The organism is Pseudoalteromonas sp. 20-MNA-CIBAN-0454, from assembly GCF_040308685.1.
GTDB classification, from domain to species: Bacteria; Pseudomonadota; Gammaproteobacteria; order Enterobacterales; family Alteromonadaceae; genus Pseudoalteromonas; species Pseudoalteromonas nigrifaciens.
In genome coordinates, this window is sequence record NZ_JBEOOB010000076.1 from 1 (window position 1) to 2,125 (window position 2,125).

Genomic DNA, 2,125 nt, shown 5'->3' on the forward strand with positions numbered 1-2,125 from the left:
TGAGCAGCCATTGTCTAATAAACGCCAATGGCGAACGCGTATAGATCCACTTGAGTCTATCTGGGACAGTATTGTTGTCCCTCTACTTCAAGGTGATGCAACGTTAACTCCGGTGGGAATTTTTGATCACCTTTGCGAGTTTCACACCGACAAATTTAACCCGAGTTCACGGCGTACATTAGAGCGTCGAATTCACAAATGGCGAGCACTGTATGGCTCAAGCAAAGAGGTCGTATTCCTGCAAACACACGAGTATGGCCTATTAGGCATGTGTGATTTTACACATGTGAAGTCACCCGTTACCATTGCTAGTGAACCCTTAAAGCATATGTTGTTTCATTATCGTATGCCCGCCAGTGGCTGGGCTTATGCCCAAGTGATTTACGGCGGTGAAAGCTTTGCTGCTTTTTCTGATGGCGTGCAAAACGCATTTAAAGCAGCCGGCGGTGTGCCTAAAGAAGTGCGTACAGACAGTCTGAGTGCCGCCTATCGTAATCACACTAATGATAACGATTTTACAGAGCGCTTTAATGAATTAGTCACCCATTATGGCTTTAAAGCGACCCGCAATAACCGTGGTATTGCGCATGAAAATGGGGCTATTGAGAGCCCTCATGGGCATCTTAAATCGCAACTGGAGCAAGCATTAAAAATCCGTGGTAGTTATGACTTTCAGACAAGAGAAGTCTATGAATCGTTTGTTGCCGACATTGTAGCTCGCCGTAATCGCCGTGTAAGTGATAAATACGCAGTAGAGCAGCGACAATTACATGCTTTACCACGGACGATGAGCGTCAATTACACCGAGCATTATCTAACGGTGTCACGTACGAGTACTATTTCGTTGAAACGTGTTACCTATAGCGTCCCGTCACGCCTTATTGGTAGCCGATTACTTGTTCGTTTATATGACAACCGTTTAGAGCTGCGCTATGGCAGCGATTTAGTTCAAACGTTAGCGCGTGTCTATGCTTCTAAAGGATGCCGTGCACGTAATATTAGTTACTTGCATGTTATTGACGCACTGGTTAAAAAACCATTGGCATTTCGCTACTCACAACTACGTGACGACTTACTTCCAAGCGACAATTACAAAGCTATTTGGGAATACGTTAATGCCCACCTTTTAGCGGATGAAGCGAGCTATTACATGGTGAAATTGCTCCATTTAGCGAAGCAAAGTGGGTGTGAACGTCAATTAGGACGATTTGTAGCAGCGTCAATTACTCAGCGACAATTACCGGCCATCCGAGAATGTGAAGCGCAATTTTTAGTGATTGCATCAAACATACCCACAATAACAATAAAGCAACACAGCTTGAACGCTTATAGCAGCATGATACCGGGAGGTCTACATGGATAACTTCACGGCCTCGTTACCTTTAATGCTGAAACAATTAAAGCTTAGCACCATGCTTCAACAGTGGAATACTCTGGGCAAAAAAGCGATAGAAGAACAATGGAGCCCGCAGCAATACTTATCTGAGCTGTGCCATATTGAACTTGCGACACGCGATGACAAACGCCTTCAGCGGCTTTTAAAAGATGCAAAATTGCCCGTGGGTAAACACCTTAGCAGCTTCGACTTTACCCTTGTTGATGGGGTTAGTAAGCCCCTTGTTGCTGATTTAATAAATCAGCCGGATTGGTTGAAGTACGGTGGCAATATATTGTTATTTGGCGCCAGTGGTCTTGGTAAAACGCATATCGCCAGTAGCATCGGTTATGGCCTTATCGAGCAGGGCCATAAAGTTAAGTTTGTTGCCGCGTCAGCGATTGTTCAACAACTCCAGCAAGCAAAGCGACATTTACGCTTGCAAGACGAACTTGTAAAGCTCGATAAATACAGCTTATTAATCGTTGATGACGTTGGTTACGTTCGAAAAACGGAACAGGAAACGAGTGTGCTGTTTGAATTGATAGCCCATCGCTATGAGCGACACAGCATGATCATCACATCAAACAAATCATTCGAACAATGGGATGAACTATTTGATGATTCAACGATGACTGTCGCGGCAATCGATCGCTTGGTTCATCATGCAACGATTATTCATTGCGAAGGTGAAAGTTACCGACGCAAAACAGCGCTCAATAAGAGCAAATAAAATTCGGTGTCAACCGG

The 2,125-nt window shown here is 44.4% G+C and carries 2 protein-coding genes; both read left to right on the forward strand.

Annotated features, from left to right (window positions below):
- Positions 1–1,363: IS21 family transposase (gene istA, locus AAEZ22_RS17930; protein WP_352298304.1), on the forward strand; the 1,363-nt coding region annotated here is incomplete at its 5' end.
- The gene (istB, locus tag AAEZ22_RS17935; RefSeq protein ID WP_089368257.1) at positions 1,356–2,108 is read left to right on the forward strand and encodes an IS21-like element helper ATPase IstB; all 753 of its coding nucleotides are present in this window, start codon (positions 1,356–1,358) and stop codon (positions 2,106–2,108) included. The genes istA and istB, both read left to right, overlap by 8 nt.
- The last annotated feature ends 17 nt before the right edge of the window (positions 2,109–2,125 follow it).

Excerpts from the sequence above, each read along its gene's own strand:
- istB (WP_089368257.1), top strand. The coding sequence starts at position 1,356 with ATGGATAACTTCACGGCCTCGTTACCTTTAATGCTGAAACAATTAAAG.